At 54.8% G+C, this 18,561-nt stretch carries 21 protein-coding genes and 2 pseudogenes; 11 read left to right on the top strand and 12 right to left on the bottom strand.

The genetic code is table 11. The annotated features are described in order from the left end of the window. Positions 1 to 133 precede the first annotated feature (133 nt). The 7 genes from C8273_RS02030 to C8273_RS01990 all read right to left on the bottom strand — a co-directional run bounded on the left by C8273_RS02030 (position 134) and on the right by C8273_RS01990 (position 6,036). The gene (locus tag C8273_RS02030) at positions 134 to 1,075 is read right to left on the bottom strand and encodes an Rpn family recombination-promoting nuclease/putative transposase (RefSeq protein WP_106626163.1); all 942 of its coding nucleotides are present in this window, start codon (positions 1,073 to 1,075) and stop codon (positions 134 to 136) included. 259 nt (positions 1,076 to 1,334) lie between these two features. Beyond that, the gene (locus C8273_RS02025) at positions 1,335 to 1,670 is read right to left on the bottom strand and encodes a hypothetical protein (RefSeq protein ID WP_106626162.1); all 336 of its coding nucleotides are present in this window, start codon (positions 1,668 to 1,670) and stop codon (positions 1,335 to 1,337) included. Positions 1,671 to 2,045: 375 nt separating this feature from the next. Then, a complete protein-coding gene (locus C8273_RS02020; RefSeq protein ID WP_106626161.1) occupies positions 2,046 to 2,453 on the bottom strand; it encodes a bacteriohemerythrin in 408 nt (135 codons plus the stop codon). Positions 2,454 to 2,691: 238 nt separating this feature from the next. Continuing rightward, entirely contained in the window at positions 2,692 to 3,108 is a 417-nt protein-coding gene (locus C8273_RS02005; RefSeq protein ID WP_106626160.1) for a bacteriohemerythrin, read from the bottom strand. A 30-nt stretch (positions 3,109 to 3,138) separates the two neighbouring features. Further along, entirely contained in the window at positions 3,139 to 3,825 is a 687-nt protein-coding gene (locus tag C8273_RS02000) for a hypothetical protein (RefSeq protein ID WP_106626159.1), read from the bottom strand. Positions 3,826 to 3,840: 15 nt separating this feature from the next. Further along, entirely contained in the window at positions 3,841 to 5,247 is a 1,407-nt protein-coding gene (locus C8273_RS01995) for an SGNH/GDSL hydrolase family protein (RefSeq protein ID WP_106626158.1), read from the bottom strand. After that, the gene (locus C8273_RS01990) at positions 5,248 to 6,036 is read right to left on the bottom strand and encodes a molybdopterin-binding protein (protein ID WP_106626157.1); all 789 of its coding nucleotides are present in this window, start codon (positions 6,034 to 6,036) and stop codon (positions 5,248 to 5,250) included. A gap of 151 nt (positions 6,037 to 6,187) precedes the next feature. Between C8273_RS01990 and C8273_RS01985 the strand changes: the two genes are divergently transcribed. The 9 genes and pseudogenes from C8273_RS01985 (at position 6,188) to C8273_RS01935 (ending at position 13,675) form a co-directional block, all read left to right on the top strand. After that, positions 6,188 to 7,054 (top strand): ChbG/HpnK family deacetylase, encoded by an 867-nt coding sequence (locus C8273_RS01985; protein ID WP_106626156.1) that lies wholly within the window; start codon positions 6,188 to 6,190, stop codon positions 7,052 to 7,054. Continuing rightward, a complete protein-coding gene (locus C8273_RS01980) occupies positions 7,047 to 8,696 on the top strand; it encodes a DUF3329 domain-containing protein (RefSeq protein WP_106626155.1) in 1,650 nt (549 codons plus the stop codon). Before C8273_RS01985 ends, C8273_RS01980 begins: the two co-directional genes overlap by 8 nt. A 397-nt stretch (positions 8,697 to 9,093) precedes the next feature. Further along, complete coding sequence (locus tag C8273_RS01965) at positions 9,094 to 10,410, top strand: hemolysin family protein (RefSeq protein ID WP_106626154.1); 1,317 nt, start codon at positions 9,094 to 9,096, stop codon at positions 10,408 to 10,410. A gap of 26 nt (positions 10,411 to 10,436) precedes the next feature. Further along, positions 10,437 to 11,522, top strand: a complete 1,086-nt coding sequence (gene serC / locus C8273_RS01960) for a 3-phosphoserine/phosphohydroxythreonine transaminase (protein ID WP_106626153.1) — start codon at positions 10,437 to 10,439, stop codon at positions 11,520 to 11,522. A 209-nt stretch (positions 11,523 to 11,731) separates the two neighbouring features. Then, positions 11,732 to 12,070 (top strand): transposase, encoded by a 339-nt coding sequence (locus C8273_RS01955; protein WP_106626152.1) that lies wholly within the window; start codon positions 11,732 to 11,734, stop codon positions 12,068 to 12,070. Further along, the gene (locus C8273_RS01950) at positions 12,067 to 12,372 is read left to right on the top strand and encodes an IS3 family transposase (RefSeq protein WP_234343790.1); all 306 of its coding nucleotides are present in this window, start codon (positions 12,067 to 12,069) and stop codon (positions 12,370 to 12,372) included. The genes C8273_RS01955 and C8273_RS01950 overlap by 4 nt, the downstream gene beginning before the upstream one ends. A gap of 4 nt (positions 12,373 to 12,376) precedes the next feature. After that, complete coding sequence (locus C8273_RS12935) at positions 12,377 to 12,526, top strand: secretion protein HlyD (protein ID WP_106626151.1); 150 nt, start codon at positions 12,377 to 12,379, stop codon at positions 12,524 to 12,526. Next, positions 12,526 to 13,140 (top strand): annotated as a pseudogene (locus tag C8273_RS01940) (IS3 family transposase); the annotation flags it as partial. The gene C8273_RS12935 and the pseudogene C8273_RS01940, both read left to right, overlap by 1 nt. A 115-nt stretch (positions 13,141 to 13,255) precedes the next feature. Next, positions 13,256 to 13,675 carry a type II toxin-antitoxin system HicB family antitoxin gene (locus tag C8273_RS01935; protein ID WP_106626150.1) on the top strand — a complete coding sequence of 140 codons (420 nt, stop codon included), beginning with the start codon at positions 13,256 to 13,258 and terminating at the stop codon, positions 13,673 to 13,675. Between the two features lie 648 nt (positions 13,676 to 14,323). Here C8273_RS01935 and C8273_RS01930 read toward each other — a convergent pair. Both C8273_RS01930 and C8273_RS01925 read right to left on the bottom strand, forming a co-directional pair. After that, positions 14,324 to 15,400 (bottom strand): IS30 family transposase, encoded by a 1,077-nt coding sequence (locus tag C8273_RS01930; RefSeq protein ID WP_106626149.1) that lies wholly within the window; start codon positions 15,398 to 15,400, stop codon positions 14,324 to 14,326. 214 nt (positions 15,401 to 15,614) lie between these two features. Beyond that, positions 15,615 to 15,833 (bottom strand): helix-turn-helix domain-containing protein, encoded by a 219-nt coding sequence (locus tag C8273_RS01925; protein WP_106626148.1) that lies wholly within the window; start codon positions 15,831 to 15,833, stop codon positions 15,615 to 15,617. 191 nt (positions 15,834 to 16,024) lie between these two features. On the opposite strand from C8273_RS01925, the gene C8273_RS01920 reads away from it, so the two are divergent. Continuing rightward, on the top strand, positions 16,025 to 16,648 hold the full coding sequence (locus C8273_RS01920; RefSeq protein WP_106626147.1) for a helix-turn-helix domain-containing protein: 624 nt from the start codon (positions 16,025 to 16,027) through the stop codon (positions 16,646 to 16,648). On the opposite strand, the pseudogene C8273_RS12930 reads toward C8273_RS01920, so the two are convergent. From C8273_RS12930 to C8273_RS01905, 3 genes and pseudogenes are all read right to left on the bottom strand, one after another. Then, a pseudogene (locus C8273_RS12930) lies at positions 16,634 to 16,784 on the bottom strand (secretion protein HlyD). The gene C8273_RS01920 and the pseudogene C8273_RS12930 sit on opposite strands and share 15 nt — an antisense overlap. Before the next feature lie 170 nt (positions 16,785 to 16,954). Continuing rightward, entirely contained in the window at positions 16,955 to 17,863 is a 909-nt protein-coding gene (locus C8273_RS01910; RefSeq protein ID WP_106626146.1) for an IS3 family transposase, read from the bottom strand. Then, positions 17,860 to 18,198 carry a transposase gene (locus tag C8273_RS01905; RefSeq protein WP_106626145.1) on the bottom strand — a complete coding sequence of 113 codons (339 nt, stop codon included), beginning with the start codon at positions 18,196 to 18,198 and terminating at the stop codon, positions 17,860 to 17,862. Before C8273_RS01905 ends, C8273_RS01910 begins: the two co-directional genes overlap by 4 nt. 81 nt (positions 18,199 to 18,279) lie before the next feature. On the opposite strand from C8273_RS01905, the gene C8273_RS01900 reads away from it, so the two are divergent. Next, entirely contained in the window at positions 18,280 to 18,549 is a 270-nt protein-coding gene (locus C8273_RS01900) for a hypothetical protein (protein ID WP_106626144.1), read from the top strand. Positions 18,550 to 18,561 lie beyond the last annotated feature (12 nt).

Genomic DNA, 18,561 nt, shown 5'->3' with positions numbered 1-18,561 from the left:
TGTTCTTATGTGAGCGCAATGCCGTATGTTTCTTCCCTGTAATAAAAAGAGGCTGTTGCATGAAGCTAAAAAACTTCATGCAACACCCCCTCCGTCTTCCTATCGGGCAGATCGCTTATGGCGCCCTTCCCAATTAGGAAACTTGAAGCCCATGTTCCTCCGCCATTTTTCGAATAACTGCCTCCGGAAGTTCCGCCATCTGCGCCACTGTCGCAAGCGGTGTTCCGACACGCAGCATATTCATCGCTATATGCGTGATGCCCTGCTGTCGTCCCTGACTGATTCCTTGCTCTATTCCTTGCTCTATTCCCTGTTTCATTCCTTGCTTTATTCCCTGCTTTATCCCTTCTTCTACAGCTCCCTGCATCCCGGAGCGATAGTCCATCAGTGCGATCTGTCGGTTGACGTAGCGGAGGTAATCGTCCGGGTTGCTCATAAAGATCCTCTCTGCTTGCATCGCTTCTCGGATTGCAGGTTCGCTCATCGCCAGTTCCTCCTTTTCCTCCTTGGTCAGTCTGTTGGCAAAGTACGCGAGCCACCGTTCCATCTTCGATGATTCGCGTATCGTCTTATGTGGGGCTTTGATGTACTTTGGGATTTCAATAAAATGAAGTTCCATATCGCTGTTCAGCCGATCCCCGGTCGCGATGTTGTAGACACTATACATCGCGACGGGTTCCAGCTGCGGCAGCAGCTCAAATGCGAGGAGGTTGATCGTGATTGCAGGTCGCAAAAGATTATACCCCTCGCCGCGCGTCAGCGAAAGCAGATACAGCCGCGCCCAGTAAAAAAGTGTGCGTCGCTGCATATTGTTGAAGTTGATGACCTGCACCTCTACGTCTACGAGTTCTCCCGTATCCAGCTCACAGGCGATATCCAGACGCGACATCTTTCCCTCGTCTCCGTCTGGTATCATCTCTGTCTGACGAAATGTGATGTCCCTAATTTCATGCGAGAGGGATTTGTGCAGGACGGTGTTGAGGAAATCGATGGTAATCTGTTTGCGTTCTTCCTTACCGAATATGAACTTAAACGCCACATCGTTCATCGGATTGAATCTTTCCGCTTCATTCATTGCGATCACCTCTATTTGCCTTTCGGAAACACGAATAAATTCATCTGCGCCAATCGGACGCGTTGCTTTCCTTTATTATAAAGTTTTCAGCCATTGGGGTCAAATAAAAGAGAGGCAGGCGTGGATCACAGCACACAATCCACAAGCGGTCACACAAAAAGCGCACGAGAACTACGACGGTATTCCACCGATCAATCTCGTGCGCTTTTCGCGTGACAACCTATGCAGTTTTCCAGATGGATCCCCTCCTGCGAGAGAACTATGCCGATGCCGCTTCGGCATCATTTGAGGGACGGTGCCCTCCCAGCTCGACGATGTACGGGTCACCGAACAGCTCACGCGTTGCGTCTACGTGGATATCCTCCTCCAACGAGCGCAGCGACCGCGTGAGCGACTCGATATCGAGCTCGTACGCCTCGCTGTCCATGCGGTGCAGCTGTCTGATTTCCTCACGGTAGGCGAGCCGCTGTGCGCGCATCCCCTCAAGGAGTTCGTCATCCTTCGCGGGATATGCCGCCGCCGCACGCACCATCGCATGAATCGGGATCCGTTTTGCCGGATCGTCCAGCACCGATGCGATTGATATGACTGCCATTACAGCCACCTCATTTCCTTATGAGTATTGTGGATTTCCCGTAGGACGATGCGCTCTGCACACGACCTGACGGGGAGACATTTCCTTTGTCCTGTATTCATTATAGGAAATTTTTTGCGTATTGAACATAGTCCTTTTCTCCTATTTTTCACTTTTTATTGAAAAATAACCTTCCTTTATTTCCATTATATAAAATTTATATGATTTTATTTTTTATCATGCTATTGATTTTCATTCTCCTGTGTGCTATATTATCTACAGGCTTTCGTTTGACCATACCCTGTGGAAGGGATATGGTTTCCAGAGCTCTCCTAAAATATAATACACAGCAAAAACACCCCGCAACTGCTCATTGCGGGGTGTTTTTGTGTGCTGTTACTTCGGCGGTGCCTCATGCGGGAGCTTGCAGTCCCGTCCCTTAATATGGTCGTAAAGCCAGCGTGCGAGGAAGTCGAGGATGTTCAGGAGATACTCCTGCTGGTTGTCGTCGATGGCATCGAGATCGATCTCACTGACCTTCTTCATAAAGCGCAGGTGCAGTGCGCGGTGACTGAAGCGATGCGGATCGCCCACGCTCTCCGCGTATGCCTCTTCGCTCGCAAAATGGGTGCCGGCATACGCGGCAAGCTCGTCCAGGATCGCTACGATTTTGTCATACTTGTCATCCACCGCGCTCTCCATCACGAGTTCATAGCACTCGTTTGTGAGATCAAACAGCTTGCTGTGCTGTTCGTCCACGGATGGGATTCCCGTCAAATAATCATCGGTAAACTCATACTTCATGGTGCATCTTTCTCTCTTTCGTTCGATGTCCAATTCGCGCATACGATCTTCTGCCTGTATGAGATTTGCGGAATTACTGATAAATTCAGCCGCATCATCTTGACGCATCTTTTTCGCCCGCTTTTTGTCGGCAAATCCTCCACAGAGCACCACTCTGCGTCCGATTTGCCTTCTCAATCGGACGAAAAATCTACGCCAATCTGCAGGACTTCATTTTATCAGCGAGTCCTTGCTTTTCCTATTTTGCCGCAGCGGCTGTCTCCTCTTTCGGGATGCGGCAGTCCATGACTTTGATGTGTCCGTAGAGCCAGCGTGCGAGGAAGTCGAGGATGCCGAGCAAATGCTCCTGCTGGTGCTCGTCGATGTCGTCGAGGTCGATCTCACTGAGCTTCTGGATGAAGCGCAGGTGCTGGTAGCGTTCGCTGAAGCGCCGCTCGTACTGTATGCGCTCCATGTACTCCTCCTCGTGGGCGAAGTGCGTCGCTGCATACGAGCGCAGTTCCTCAAGAAGCGCGACAATCTTGTCGAACCGATCTACCGCCGCATCGTCCATCACGAGGTCGTAGCATTCATTGGCAAGCTCAAAGAGCTTCGCGTGTTCTTTGTCAATCTCATCAATGCCTGTCAAGTAGTCTTTTGTGAGTTCATACTTCATATTTTTCTCTCCTTTCCTATAAAAAGCGGGTCAGTCCCAGCCCTGCAGTGTCCAGTAGTGCTCTGCCGCATCGACAAAGGCATAAAAGCCGTTCGTGCGCGCAGTGTCGGTGTAGATGCGGACGAGCTTCCAGCGTCCGTCCTCCTGCCGCGCCAGTTCCATCGTGAGCGAGCCTTCCGGCAGGAGTCTCCCATAATCACTATCGTCACCGCGCACGCGGACGTTCACCGCCGCATGGTCGCCCGTGATCTGTGCCGGCTCGAGGCTGGCTGTATAGTGCGCGGCAAAGGCACGCATCTCGTCCGATCCCCACCGTGCATTGCCGTCCACCTTCGTCACGGGTACACGCTGCGCATCGAAATAAAAGTCGAGTGCCATGCGTGCCGTACCGATGTACTCCGTGCGGTGCTGCGCCATGTAGTCCCGCATGAAGGCGGTGTCGTGGCGGAAGAACCAGTCGGAAGGGTGCCGCGCGTGGAGTGCCTCTATGTTGTCCGCGAGAAGGGTGCTCGCATCTGTGTGCATAGAGGCGAGTACGGCATCCTCGTCCACGTATTCGTCAAAGAGTGCGCGATCCTCGTTCGTCACGGCGCGTGCGATCTGGTAGAGTGCCGCCTCGGGCGTGCGGTCACGCTGCCAGCAGTAGCCCGTGTACGCGCCGCCGATGAGTGTGAGGACGAGGAGCAGGATCGCGCCAAGGCGCATAGCGGGTTTCATGGAAAGCCCCTCCTTTTATTGGTTCGTTTGTTTCATGATCTGCACACGCCGCTGCGCTTCGCCCGCGGCATAGGCAAAATGCTCGCGCAGGTAGGCGTCGACGCGCTCGCCGATGTATTTCTTGCCCGCGAGGTCGGGGTGCAGCCCATCGGTGGTATAGTCCGCCTCAAGCTGCCCCTCCTCGTCCGAGAGGACGGTGGAGACGTCGATGCTGTACTCCTGCTGCATGACCCAGTTGTTGATGTAGTCACGGTGCGCCCACCAATCGGACGGCGGGGTCTGGATGGTCATGCGCGCGGTCATCATGGCGGGGCGGATTGGCGTTGCCGTCAGGAAGATCGGCGTGATGCCACGTGCTTTGCACTTTTCGCGCAGGGCGGCGAGGTTGCGTACGCTCTCCGCGCCGTAGATGCCGGCGCGGAAGTCGTTGACCCCGCCCATGATGATGAGGACGCGCGGAGAAAAGGGAAGGACATCGCGGTCAAACCGCGCGAGCATCTCCGCCGTGGTATCGCCGCTGTGTCCGAGGTTTTTCACGGGGATGGAGCAGTAGGTCTCCCAGTCGTAGAGGGTGTACGAGGGCGGTACGGTAATCGCGCCGCCACCGTGGGTGATGCTGTCCCCGAGCGCTGCAATCGGCGTACGATCTGCGACGGTGAATGTCCCGTAGTTCGACCAGTCCGAAATCGGTGTCCCAAGCTCCGTCACGCCGCGCACGCGGTAGAAATAATGTCCCGGCACGGTGAACGGCGCGTCGTCATAGACGTCGTACTCGCCCGCACGCAGGGTATGCAGGCAGCGGTCGTGCCCCGCTTCGCGGCGGTAGACTTCGACCTCGTGATGCTGCTGCCCCGCGAGCGGGATCCATGCGTAGACGGGATAGAGCGGCGCATACGCCATTTTGTCGTACTCCGCTGTCAGCACGGGTGCTGCAGGGTTTTCCTTTTCCCCGCGCACAGGGTGCGGCGCCGACGGCGGTGCCAGCGGTGTCCCCTGATAGCCCAGCGGCTGCACGGTCCAATAGAGTTCGTCGGCAGATCCATACGCCGCAAGCGGCAGGTGCAGCCCTGTCGTATAGATCTGCTCCATGACCGCCAGTACGGTCATGGACGCGCCCGGCGTGCCGCGCAGGACGCGCACGGCATAGCGCACCGCCGCAGGGTAGGGCTGCCATTGCAGGAGGACGGCATCCGTGGGCTGCTGGGCAGACGGCACCGCAGAGACGGACGGGGTCTGAGGCGTCCCCTCCTGCATGGCTGCGATCTGCGCGGTTATTTCCTGCATGGCGCGCTCCGCCTTTCCCGCAGACTGCGCCGTATGGCGCGGTACTTCCCGCGCGGCTGCATCCACAGGCAGCACCGCACATACGACAAGAACGGCAAGGAGCACTCCCATGCCCCGTCCGAGCATCCCCATCTGCATCTAGTCCTCTTCCACATATCTGATGTACGCTTCCCCAATCGCTTCGCGCGTGGCGGCTAGTGTCGGTGCGAGCAGCACCCGCGCCTCCTCTGCCGTCGGCGCCGCCGCCGTGACGCGCACGAGGCAGCCGTCGTCCTTCGCATAAGTCGCAACGGAGGGATTCTCACCGTCCACGAGGCTCCCGAGGCGGTCGGCGACGGGTGACTCTCCGACGACGAGTCCCTTTTCCGCCATCGAATAGAGTTTGATGTTCATGGAGACGAAGACCTTGTCACTCTTCTTGCGCAGGAATGTTGCACACGCCGTCTCGAACATCGGCACCATCTCCTTCGGCGGACCGGGGAGCATGATGCAGGCGCGTCCGTCCTTCTCGATGATGACGCCGGGCGCCGTGCCGTGGTCGTTCTGCAGCACCAGCGCCCCCGACGGTACGGTCGCCTGCTTGCGCATGCTCTCCGTGAGTGCCACGCCGCGCTTTGCAGCGCGCTCCTCAAGGCGGCGCAGGGTCTCCTCGTTCTCCACGGGTACACAGCCGAAATAGGAGATGAGCATTTCCTTCGTCAGATCATCCTTCGTCGGGCCAAGCCCGCCCGTCGTAATGACGCAGTCCGCGCGCGTGTACGCAATGTCAAGCGCGGCGCGCAGCCGCTCCGGGTTGTCGCCGACGACGGTCTGATAGTACGAGTCCAGTCCCATGTGTGCGAGTTTCCGTGCAATGTGCTGCGCATTCGTGTTCACGATGCTGCCCATGAGCAGCTCCGTGCCCACGCTGATGATTTCAACGATCATAAGATGCTCCTTTGTGAAATATATAGAGATTTTCTATGCTATTTTACTACAAAAGACCTATAGAGAAAAGGTAATTTCATGTTTTTTGTCGAAAATATTGCTATGATCGGTTATCATAGCACAGGATCCTGAAAACACAGAGGAAAACAACGTGAAGCAAATCATTCTGAATGCCGACGATTTTGGGCGGCACGCACAGATCAACCATGCCGTCGAACGGGGTGTCCGCGACGGTGTTCTGCGCTCGGCGACGATCATGCCGGGCGGCGCAGCGTTCGATGCTGCGGCGGCACTTGCCGCACGTACACCCGCCCTCGGCGTCGGCATTCATCTCACGCTCGTCAACGGCAATCCCGTCCTGCCGCCCGCCGAGATCCCGTCACTCGTCACGGAGGCGGGCGTCTTCGTCGACGATCACACGGCGTTCACCCTCCGCGTCCTGCGCGGCGCGGTAAATCTCGCAGAGGTGCGCGCGGAGCTGGCGGCACAGCTGCGGCGCGTGGAGGCAGCGGGCATCCGCCCGACGCACGCGGACAGCCATCAGCACACACACGTCCTGCCGGGCGTCTTGGGCATCGTGCTCGATCTCTGCTGTGCGGCAGGGATTCCTGCGATGCGCGCGCCGCGTGCCCGGCTCTTTGCAGGGAAGTTCGGCGGCATCGGACAGCTCATCGGCCGCACGGGGCTTGCCGTTCTCGCCCGTCGTGCAGCGGCGAAGGCACGGCAACGCGGCATCCGTACGCCCGAGCACTTCGCCGGCATCGTCGCGGGCGAGGCAGTCGATACGTCTGCCCTCTCCGCGGTCGCAGCAAATCTCAGAGAGGGGACGACGGAGGTCATGCTCCACCCCGGTACGGACAATGCCGTGCTCGTGCGCGACTGCCTCTGGGATCACGACTTCGAGGCGGAACTTGCTGCCGTCTGCGCGCCGGAGGTCGCTGCGGCACTTGCGGTAAACGGCGCACAGATCGTAAATTTCCGCGCATACTCACCAAGAGAGAGAGGATTGCATGAATAGAAATACGATGTGGACGGTGCTCACGGCGCTCCTCATTTTCGCCCTGATGTTCGCGCTCAATTATTTTATGCCGCTGCACCGCGACGACTATGACTACTCGATGATCTGGCACACGGGGGTACATATCACGACGTTCCCCGATGTGATCGACTCTCTCCTGCACCACTACTACGAGCACGGCGGGCGCATGGTGACCTTCTTTTTCCTCGACACGCTGCTGCTCGCCGGCAAGGTGCCTTTCGATGCTGCAAACGCGTTCGTATTCCTGCTGCTCGTCGTGCTCCTCGCGATGCACGCGCGGCGCAGCACGTCCTTTTGGCAGGCGCCGGGGCTGTTTGCTGCCGCCTTTGTGCTCGCATGGCTCTGCATCCCGCATTTCGCCGAGGTGACGATATGGAAATGCGGCGCGACGGTCTACCTCTGGTCTGCCGTGCTCGGGCTGCTCAGTCTCCTGCCGTACAACATCGGCCTGCGGGAGCTGGGCGAGGGGCATCGTCTGCGCCGCACGTGGGCTGTGCTCCCCATGTTCCTGCTTGGGATCCTCGGCGGCTGGTCGATTGAAAATCTCGCGGTGACGGTGGTCATGGTGACCTGCGGCGCTTCTCTCTACGCATGGCGGCACTACGCCTTTCTGCCGCCGTGGATGGCAGCGGGCGCGCTCGGTGCGCTCACGGGACTCGTCGGACTTGTCGCCGCCCCCGGCAACTATGTGCGCTACGATGAGCAGGGTGCGGGCAAGGGAATCCTCCTGCACTTCGGCAATCAGTTTGCGGGACAGGGGGAGATGATCCTCTATCTTCTGCCCGTCCTGCTCCTCATCCTGACGGTGCTGCGCCTCTGCCGCCGCAGCCTTGCCGGCGGTGCGCTGCCGCCCGCCGCACCGGCGGGCAAGGGCATGATCCTCCTCACCGCCGTGCTCGTGCTGCTCACCGTCTCCTACTTCACGGGCGGCTGGTTCGCCGCCGCGCTCCGCGACGCTCTGATCGGGGGCGTGCTGACACCGCTGGGGCTGACCAAGCCCAAGACGATCCACCTGTTCACGAATGTCATGAACGGCTTTGAGGAGATGGCGATCTACTGGTTCCTCATTCTGCTCTGCTACGCACGGCTGAAGCAGCAGCTCGGCCTGACACGCGCCTTCATGCGCACTGCGGCAGCCGAGATCTCCACTGCCGCAGTGCTGCGCGCCTATCCCGCCGCACGCTATGCGACGTTCCTGATGGGACTTGCCGTCTGCAACAACCTCGTCATGTTCGCCGCGCCGACCTTTCCGGGGCGTGCGACATTCAGCTCGGCGACCATGTTCATCACGGCGGCGCTTGCCCTCCTGCATGACAGCACCATCCGTGCCGCACTTCTGCCGCGCGGGGGGCTGCTCCTGCGCACGGCGGCAAGCGTGCTCGTCGCCTACACGGCGGCAGCGGCACTCCTCATCACGCATGAGATGAGTGCAGAGGATGCGGCGCGCATCGCACAGATCGAGGCAGCACGCGCCCGCGGTGAGACCGTCGTACATTTCACCCCCATTGCGAACACGAACCGCGCCCTGCGCCACGTCTTCTACGAGGACTGGGACAACAGGGTGACCAGCGACGGCGCAAAGGAGTATTTTGGGCTGACGGATATTGTCGTGGAAAAATGACATTTCATCGCATCTGTGCTACAATACAAGCGGAATTTTTATGGAATCGCTGATAAAACAGTCCTGCAGATTGGCGTAGATTTTCTGTCCGATTGAGGAGGCAAACCGGACGCATAGCCAAAGCTATGTGGAGGATTTGCTAACGAAAAGCGGGCAAAAAAGATACGCTAAGATGGCGCGGCTGAATTTAGGAATCGCTGATAAAATGAAGTCCGTCAGATTGACGTAGATTTTTTCGTCCGAACAAGGAGGCAAACCGGACGCATAGCAGGGCTATGTGGAGGATTTGCCGACACAGTACGGGCAAAAAAGATGCGTCAAGATGGCGTGGCTGAATTTATCAGTGCTTCCTTTATCAGTGCTTCCGTATCTTTATGGAAAGGAGCGGCATACAGCCTTGGACAGTTCCCTATCCGACCTGCTTGCACTCATCCTGCTCATTGTCTGCCTCTTGGCAAACGCCTACTTTGCACAGATTGAGGCCGCACTCACCGCCTCGCACCGCGGCCGGCTTGAGCGCCTCGCCGATGACGGCGACAGGGACGCAGCGGCAGCACTCGCCATCCTTGAGCACCCCGCGCCGCCGCTTGCCATGGCTCAGGCGGGCGTCACCTGCACCAGCCTCCTCATGGGGCTTGGCATCGGACTGTTGGCGGCTCCCACCTTCGGCAGATTTCTTGCGAGGCTCCTGCCCGGCATGGAGGTCTTTGCCGCCGCGCTCGTCCTCAGCATTCTCGTCATGACAGCTCTCACCCTGCTCTTCGGTGACTTCCTGCCAAAGCAGATTGCCCTGCAGGATCCCGAGGGGATTCTCATGCGCAGCCACCGAACAATCCGTCTGCTCACGCGCCTGACAGCACTGCCGAGCGCTGCGCTCGTCTCCGTCTCGCGCGGACTGCTGCTCCTTGTTGGCATCAATCCCGAGAACCGCGCCTCCGTCACGGAGGATGCCGTCAAGGATCTCATGGAGCAGGGCACGGAGGACGGCACGTTTGAAAAGGCGGAGCAGGACATGGTCGACCGCATCTTTCACATGAGCGACCAGACCGCCTCCGCCCTCATGACTCCGCGCACGCAGATCGCGTGGATCGACCTTGCCGAGACACGCGCCGAGCAGCTGCGCGTCATCCGCGCGGCAGAGCACGACGTATTCCCCGTCGCGTACGAGAACCTCGATGACTTTCGCGGCGTCGTCTACGCAAAGGAGCTCCTCGACGCGGTCTTGGACGGCGCACAGCTCAACCTCGCAGACTACATTCGGCGCCCGCTCTTCGTGCCGCGCACGATGGAGGGGCTGCGTGTCCTCGAAAAATTCCGCACGGGCGCGATTCACGAGGCGGTCGTCCTCGACGAGTACGGCGGTGTCGTCGGCTTTATCACCATGGGTGACATCGTGGACGAGATCATCGGCAGCGCGGACGAGGATGCCCCCACCGGCACGCGTACCGGCGCGGAGGAGACGGCAAACTGGGTCTTTGACGGACTGTTCCCCATCGACGAGTTCAAGGAGGAGTTTGGCATTGATGAGCTGCCTGACGAGGATCACGACCACTTTCACACGCTCGGCGGCTTCGTCACTGCCCAGATTGGGCGCATACCGACCGTCGGCGAGACCTGCGTATGGGACGACTACACCTTTGAGGTGCTGCGCATGGATCGTGCGCGCGTCGCCCAGATCCGCATGACACGGACGGAAGTACCGCCCGAAGAATAATGGAACGATAGAGAGGGAGAAACATGATGAATGAACGCATTTATAACTTCAACCCCGGCCCTGCTGTCCTGCCCGAGGACGTTCTGAGAGAGGTACAGGCGGAGCTCCTGAACTTCAACGGCACCGGCATGTCCATCCTCGAGATCAGCCACCGCGCGCCCGCCTACGACGAGGTACATCAGCAGACAAAGGCGGACATCAAGGAGCTTATGGGGCTCGGCGATGACTACGATGTCGTCTTCACCGCCGGCGGTGCAAGCCAGACCTTTGCCCTCATCCCGCTGAACTTCGCCACCGTCGCACATCCCGGCAGCTATGCCCTCTCCGGCTCATTTTCCGAAAAGGCATACGAGGAGGCCGTAAAACTCGGCGTCGGCACCGTCGCCGCCTCGACCAAGGAGGAGGACTACGTCCGCGTCCCACGTCAGGACGAACTCAACGTTCTCCCGCATGCCGCCTACCTCCACCTCTGCCTCAACAACACCATCTACGGCACCGAGTACCACTATACGCCCGAGACGGGCGGCGTCCCCCTCTTTGCCGATATGTCCTCCGACATCCTCTCGCGCCCGTGGGATTTCTCCTCCTATGACTTCATCTATGCGGGCGTGCAGAAGAACCTCGGTCCTGCGGGCGTTGTGCTGAACGTCGCAAAGAAGGAACTCCTCGCCGCAACCCCTGCGGAGCTCCCGACCATGCTGCGCTACAGCACCTTCCAAAAGAACGACTCCCTCTACAACACACCGCCCGTCTTCGCCATCTACATGGTCGGCAAGACCGTCCGCTGGATCAAGGAGCACGGCGGACTTGCCGCCATGGGCGAGGCAAACGCAAAGAAAGCCGCCCTCCTCTACGACGCCATCGACAGCTCCGACGGCTTCTATCGCGGACACGCAGAGAAGGGCAGCCGCTCGCGCATGAACGTCACCTTCCGACTGCCGAGCGAATCCCTTGAGGCGGACTTCATCGCGCAGGCAAAAGAGCTCGGACTTAGCGGCATCAAGGGGCACCGCAGCGTCGGCGGCATGCGCGCCTCCATCTACAACGCTATGCCCCTCGCAGGCGTCGAGAAACTCGCGGCATTTATGGAGGAGTTCCGCAAGAAGCACTGATTTTGACTGCACACTAAAAGCGCGGCAGACACGCCGCGCTTTTCTGTATGCGGAAAGATGTGGGAAGCACGGATAAATGCAGTGATTCCCTTGCCAAAGATTTGCTTTCCCGATAAAATAGGAATAGGTCAGTGATGTTGTATAAATAAAGTTGACAACTTCTTCGCAAGGATTTTAGATAAAGTCAAAGAGGAGAAGGAGCGGTCAAAATGGCAGCAAACAGGCAATACGATCACGAATTTAAGGTGCAGGCAATCAAGCTGGCGCAGGAAATCGGTCAAGCGAAAGCCGCCAAAGAGCTAGGAATTTCCAAGAACACGATGTATACATGGACACGCGCACAACGTCTTGGATATTTGGATCTTGGGTGTGGCACGCAAACACCGCAGAGTGCCCTGAGCTTGCACGAGGAGCTCGTGCAGCTTCGCGCCCAGCTCAAGGCACAGGATAAGGAAATTCGACGTTTGAAGAAAGAGAATGACTTTCTGGAAGAAGCAAGCGCTTTTTTCGCCGCGAGCCGTCTGAAGTCAACAAAAACGAACATATGAAGTTTATTGCATTCAAGACAGCAGACGGCGCACACAAAGGAAATATCAGTTTTTATTGCAAACTGCTCCATGTCACAAGACAGGGATTTTATCAGTATCTGGTAAGCAAAGACCGCCCATGGAAATATCAGGAACTTGCCGATGCCATGATGCAGATCCATGCAGAGGATGAATGCAACGATACCTACGGAAGAATCCGCATGTATCAGGCACTCAAGATCAAGCAGCCAGAAGGCATCCATGTTCCGAGTGAACGCACCGTTTACCGCATTATGGAAGAGATCGGCTTAAGGAATCGCTGATAAAATGAAGTCTGTCAGATTGGTACAGATTTTTCGTCCTGTCAAGGAGACAAACCGGACACATAGCAAAGGCTATGTGGAGGATTTGTCGACACAGAGAGGGCGGAAAAGATGTGCTAAGATGACAGTGCTGAATTTATCAGTGCTTCCTTAAGTCATCGTCCCAATCATAAGCCGAACGGTAAGACAAAAACAGATCGGCAGGCACAGATGTCGGAGGATCTCCTGCACCGTGATTTTCATGCCGACACACCGCTTTCCAAGTGTGTCACTGACCTGACAGAGATTCCTGCGTGTGACGGAAAACTCTATATTTCAGCACTCTTTGACTGCTATGACGCCGGCGTGCTCGGACTTTCTGTGGATACGAATATGAGGGCTTCTCTGTGTGTGCAGATGCTTGATAACGCCATGATTTCCTACCCGATGCTCAGGGGAGCAATCCTGCACTCGGATCGCGGCAGCCAGTACACGAGTCAGCTGTATCGGGAGGCAATCCAACACTATGGAATCCGTCAAAGTATGAACAGTGCCGGTGGACGCTGTCATGATAACGCGCGTTGTGAGAGCATGTGGGCACGCATGAAATCGGAGCTTCTCTATGGACGCTATGACACAAAGAAGATGACAACACAAGAGTTGAAGGTTCTGATTTGGCGTTACTTCATGAGATATTGGAACAACCGCCGGATCTGTTCCGCAAACGGCGGACTTCCTCCGATGGTGAAGCGGCGACAGTTCTATGACTCCATTGCCGCGACTGCTTAAGCATTCGTTTCCTTGTGAGAAATTTGTCAACTGTTCTTGACAATATCAAACTGTCAAATCTGTCTTGCGGATGACGGGCTTAAAATAAAGCCCGTCTCCGAAAGGAGGCTTTTATATGAACCTCGTATATCCCGCCGTATTTTATCCTTGTGAAGTGAACCCCGGCTTTACCGTCGTTGTCCCCGATTTGCCCGGCTGTATCAGCGAAGGGGATAGCCTTACAAATGCGATTGCCATGGGCGAAGATGCCGCCTCGGGGTGGATCCTCGGTGAACTTGAGAACGGCAACGAAGTTCCGCCCGCAAGCGACATCAAAGACATTCACCCTGACCCCGAAATCGGCGAGGGCTTTGTTTCCCTGCTTTCTCTCGACATGGACGCATACGCCGCAAAGTACGGCAGCAAATCCGTTCGTAAGAATCTCACGATCCCCGCATGGCTCAACACCTTCGCCGAAGCCGAGCAACTCAACATTTCCAAAGTCCTACAGGACGCGCTTACCGCTCTTTACGAGAAAAAAACAGCTCTTGCATAAGACGTACTACCCGCCACACGGCGGGTTTTTTCATATCGTCCACACATCCGCCTCCTCTGCAACAAAAAAGACACTGCCGCAACAGCGCCCTCCGAGCGTTTCCCTCAGTACCGCGCTCTATCCCCTATAAAATTTATGTCTCCCGTCGACGACCTATAAAAAATCGCCAAAACTTACGTCTCCCCCAACAAAAAAGCCGCCTCATGTGAGACGGCTTTATGAGAGGGAATGGATGAAGGAGGTAGTGGCGACCTGACTCATCTCCAGGTCACTCACAATAACAGTATAACAGGTTTTCCGATGAAAAAAAGGAAGTAAAAAGGAACAAAAACCCGGTTAAAAATACCGTTGGGAAGATGATTGAGTTATCAACATTTCATCTCCTTATAGAAGTCTCCCATTCAGAGTTTCTCGTACATTGGGTCTAAACAACTTATCAAATAAGATATTATTACGTTGCTTAGCATCCTTGATAAGCTTGTCGTACGAAATCACCTCTATATATGCATTTCGGGATGTATTGTAGCCGAAATAACCTTCTCTATCCGCAGTATGGATCAAACTTGCATTTTCTGCAGCCAATCTCATAGATTCTGTTAAATCAGCAATTATACGTGAATTGCAAGAGCAAGTTGAACAGTGATTTAATTAAGAAACATTTTCAATAGCGTATACTTCATCCAAGAAGGTGTTAAACAGTTCTGCTGGTGTTTGATAGTCGAGCACTCGACGAGGGCGGCTGTTTATCTCATCCGCTATGTTTAGGATGTCCTCGTCACTGTATCCGTCGATGCCCGTTCCTTTGGGGATATATTGGCGGAGGATGCCGTTGTGACGCTCGTTCTGCGGGCGTTCCCATGGGCTGTAGGGGTGAGCGAAGTACACCTTCGTGCCGAGGCTCTCAAGCTGCGTGAACGTCTCGAACTCTGTCCCGTTGTCAACGGTAATCGTCTTGAACACTTGGCTGAAACGGTCCTCTCCATATTCCGATTTCAAATGGGCGATGGCTTCTTCAATGCCGGCGCACGTGCGACCCGAGATGCGGATTGCAATGTAGTCGTGCGTCACCTTTTCCACAGCGGTAAATACGGCTGCGCCGCGCCCTTTTCGCGATCCGACAACGGTGTCGGCTTCCCAGTGTCCGATTTCCGTGCCTTCGTCCACAATGGCAGGACGATCCTCTATGCTGCGCCCTTTCAGGCGCTTGTTCTTGCGGTTTCGCTTGCGCTTGCACTTTCGTCCGAGCGCTTGCGGGACATCGAACAGCGTCAGCGGAATCCTACCCGCCCACAGCATATTGTAAAGCGTCTTGGTGCATGGGATACCATCCTCGTCGAACCGTTTGTTCGCCCTGGCATCCCCGACGCACATGTCGATCGACCGCTTGTTCTTACGGATTCTTTCGGTCATCCAACGCAGGAATGGCGCACAGCCTGCGCTGTCAACCTTATACGGTCGTTTGGAGTTCTTTCGATGTTCGAGGTAAGCCCGTTGCCCACGCCTTGCCGTATATTGTGGAGACCGCCCGCGAGCAGCTTGGCGTTCGGGTGTCCCCCGCTTAAGCTCATAGTGGATCGCCGTGTGCGAGCATCCAACCCGTGCGGCTATGGCGCGAAGGGAGAATCCTTCGCGGTGAAGTGCCTGTATTTGCCCCCTTTCGTCAAGGGTAAAGTGCTTTCCCGATTTACGAACAGCTTCCATTGTGGTAGAATAGGCGTAATCCATAGTGATTGCTCCTTTGCTGATGTTTTGTAGCGGAACCATTATAGCACGGGATGTCACTATGGATTTTGTTTTTGTTTAGCTGTTCAACTTCATTTTACAACGAACCATTTACTCCTTTCAGTTTGTCTCTCCTAAAATGCCTTTCGGCTACTGCCGAAGTCGGTGCTCTCGAAAATCTGAAGTTTGTTGCTCAATGTTTGATTTCCTCCTTTTGTTACTTATCAAGAGACATTCGAGGCAAAAAAACCCTTACAAAATTTTCCGAAGGAATCTCAAGCAGATTGATCATGACCTCGATTTCATCAGAATCAAAAACTCTTCTGTTCATCTTCGCATAGAAGGTTTTAGGCGTTATACCCAAGTGTTTAGCCACTTCAGATTGACTTAAACCTTTCTCTGCTATGAGCCCTCTAAGCGCATTTGTGTTTACCATGCCCAATACCACCCCCTACCAATTCATCATAAACTTCAAGTCCTTTTGTTGCGTCTCACGGAATTATGATAGCACCCATTGCGTAACAAGTCAATAAGTTTTTCTGTTAGATGTGATTTTTTGTTGCATATTAGGTAATTTCTGTTATAATGGTGCTACGAAGAAATACTTTTAGAAGGGCGGTGCTCTGAATGGCATTAAACGACAGGCTCAAAGCTGCTCGTACAGCTAAAGGATTTACTCTTGACGAAGTAGCTGCAAAAGTTGGCGTAAGTCGTCAAACTATCCAACGCTATGAATCCGGGGTAATAAGCAACATCCCTTCAGATAATATAGAAAAACTCGCAGCTGCATTAGATACTACCCCCGCCGTGCTTATGGGCTGGGCAGCTCCACCGCCAAAGGTGACAACCACCATGACGTTTGATGGGGACTCCCCCATGCACGATCTGACACAGGCGTATCTTCGCCATCCGAAAGCCGTGCAGGACGAGATCCTCGTTCGCCTTGATCGGCTGGATGTGACATTCTCGAAAAACGTCAGCAAGCTATTGATGGATTCTGGTGATGTCAACGGCTTCATGCAAAAGACAGGTCTGGATTTTCCCCGTGTCGGCAAGCTCATGCAGGGCGAAACTGTATGGACTACCCCCGAGGAGGCGGAGCGTATCGCCGCATACTTTGGCACCGATGTCGTGAAGTTGTTCTTTGAGAGCGAGGTATCGACAGCACCACCGAAAACTATAGCATCGGCCTCAGCGCCTACTGAAGATCCCGTTACGAACGCTTTTGCAGTCAATTTAGGGAAGCACTGATAAATTCAGCCATGCCATCTTGACGCATCTTTTTTGCCCGCACTGTGTCGACAAATCCTCCACATAGCCCCTGCTATGCGTCCGGTTTGTCTCCTTGTTCGGACGAAAAAATCTACGCCAATTTGACGGACTTCATTTTATCAGCGATTCCTTAGAGAACCTGCCGAAGCCTGTCGCGAATCTTTTAACAAAAGCACTAGATTCTAATCTCAGGGCTGAAGGGAATGCGTATCAAGTTCTGATTGCTCTGGCAGAGTATGATATTGTCAAGAACAGTTGACAAATTTCTCACAAGGAAACGAATGCTTAAGCAGTCGCGGCAATGGAGTCATAGAACTGTCGACGCTTCACCATCGGAGGAAGCCCACCGTTTGTTGAACAAATTCGGCGGTTGTTCCAATAGCTCATGAAGTATCGCCAAACCAGAACCTTCAACTCTTCCGTTGTCATTTTCTTTGTGTCATAGCGTCCATAGAGAAGCTCCGATTTCATGCGTGCCCACATGCTCTCACAACGCGCGTTATCATGACAGCGTCCACCGGCACTGTTCATACTTTGACGGATTCCATAGTGTTGGATTGCCTCCCGATACAGCTGACTCGTGTACTGGCTGCCGCGATCCGAGTGCAGGATTGCTCCCCTGAGCATCGGGTAGGAAATCATGGCGTTATCAAGCATCTGCACACACAGAGAAGCCCTCATATTCGTATCCACAGAAAGTCCGAGCACGCCGGCGTCATAGCAGTCAAAGAGTGCTGAAATATAGAGTTTTCCGTCACACGCTGGAATCTCTGTCAGGTCAGTGACACACTTGGAAAGCGGTGTGTCGGCATGAAAATCACGGTGCAGGAGATCCTCCGACATCTGTGCCTGCCGATCTACTTTTGTGATACCGTTCGGCTTATGATTGGGACGATGACTCAAGCCGATCTCTTCCATAATGCGGTAAACGGTGCGTTCACTCGGAACATGGATGCCTTCTGGCTGCTTGATCTTGAGTGCCTGATACATGCGGATTCTTCCGTAGGTATCGTTGCATTCATCCTCTGCATGGATCTGCATCATGGCATCGGCAAGCTCCTGATATTTCCATGGGCGGTCTTTGCTTACCAGATACTGATAAAATCCCTGTCTTGTGACATGGAGCAGTCTGCAATAAAAACTGATATTCCCTTTGTGTGTGCCGTCTGCTGTCTTGAACGCAATAAACTTCATACGTTCGTTTTTGTTGACTTCAGACGGCTCGCGGCGAAAAAAGCGCTTGCTTCTTCCAGAAAGTCATTCTCTTTCTTCAAACGTCGAATTTCCTTATCCTGCGCCTTGAGCTGGGCGCGAAGCTGCACGAGCTCCTCGTGCAAGCTCAGGGCACTCTGCGGTGTTTGCGTGCCACACCCAAGATCCAAATATCCAAGACGTTGTGCGCGTGTCCATGTATACATCGTATTCTTGGAAATTCCTAGCTCTTTGGCGGCTTTCGCTTGACCGATTTCCTGCGCCAGCTTGATTGCCTGCACCTTAAATTCGTCATCGTATTGCCTGTTTGCTGCCATTTTGACCTCTCCTTCTCCTCTTTGACCTTATCTAAAATCCTTGCGAAGAAGTTGTCAACTTTATTTATACAACATCAGTATTTGAACAAAGAGGTGGATGCACCTTCATACAAAAATACAAACGCAGCACTCGCTATTATATTCAATCCCGACTTTGTCAAGCACCTCAATAAGGCACTACGCAAGTTTGAGGAAGAAAATCCTTGTGCTGCGGATGTAGGTACCGTAGCGCGTATAATTGCCGAGGAAATTTATAACAACACTTCTACCTTTCAGGTACTTTACGTTCTCAATGCGCATCCCGCAAGAAATCTGAGAACGCTTTTGGAGCGAAAACTAGGGCTGGACTAATCAAGCAGGAAG

The sequence above is a fragment of the Candidatus Centipeda massiliensis genome, from assembly GCF_900290285.1.
Classification (GTDB): Bacteria; Bacillota; Negativicutes; order Selenomonadales; family Selenomonadaceae; genus Centipeda; species Centipeda massiliensis.
Note: the sequence above shows the minus strand (reverse complement) of the source record. Positions and strands in the feature narration are given on the sequence as shown.